Raw genomic sequence first — 428 nt, forward strand, 5'->3', positions numbered from 1 at the left:
GGGTTATGGTTTTTAAAACTTGATTTTAAACCTTCTCCTGAAAAGTTAAACTATAAATTTAGCATTAAAGCTTTGCATTTTGTGTGGATTACATTTTTAGTTAATGTAGGGATGACTGTATTTACAAATATTGATGTTATAATAGTGAAACATTATTTTACGGATGAAGCGACCGGATTTTACAGCGTGGCAAGTATTTTGGGTAAAATGATTTTATATATTTCTGGCTCTATAGTGTTGGTTATGTTTCCGTTTATAACGGAAGCTTCCGTAAAAAAAGGTGATGTAAACAAAATTCTTAAAAAAGCTCTTCTGTACGGAGGTGGGCTGTCGGTACTTTGCACCCTAGGGTTAAACGTTTTAACAAAACAGGTAATATTTATTTTATTTGGCGGCAAGTATATGGATTCCGCCATATACATATTACC

General features: G+C 32.7%; 1 protein-coding gene. It reads left to right on the forward strand.

Going from position 1 to position 428, the window contains the following annotated elements; all coding sequences use genetic code 11:
- Window positions 1-72 precede the first annotated feature (72 nt).
- A partial coding sequence (locus tag ACYVRH_RS14740) for an oligosaccharide flippase family protein (RefSeq protein ID WP_461257612.1) occupies window positions 73-428 on the forward strand: 356 nt, incomplete at its 3' end.

This window comes from Treponema sp. R80B11-R83G3 (assembly GCF_054786115.1).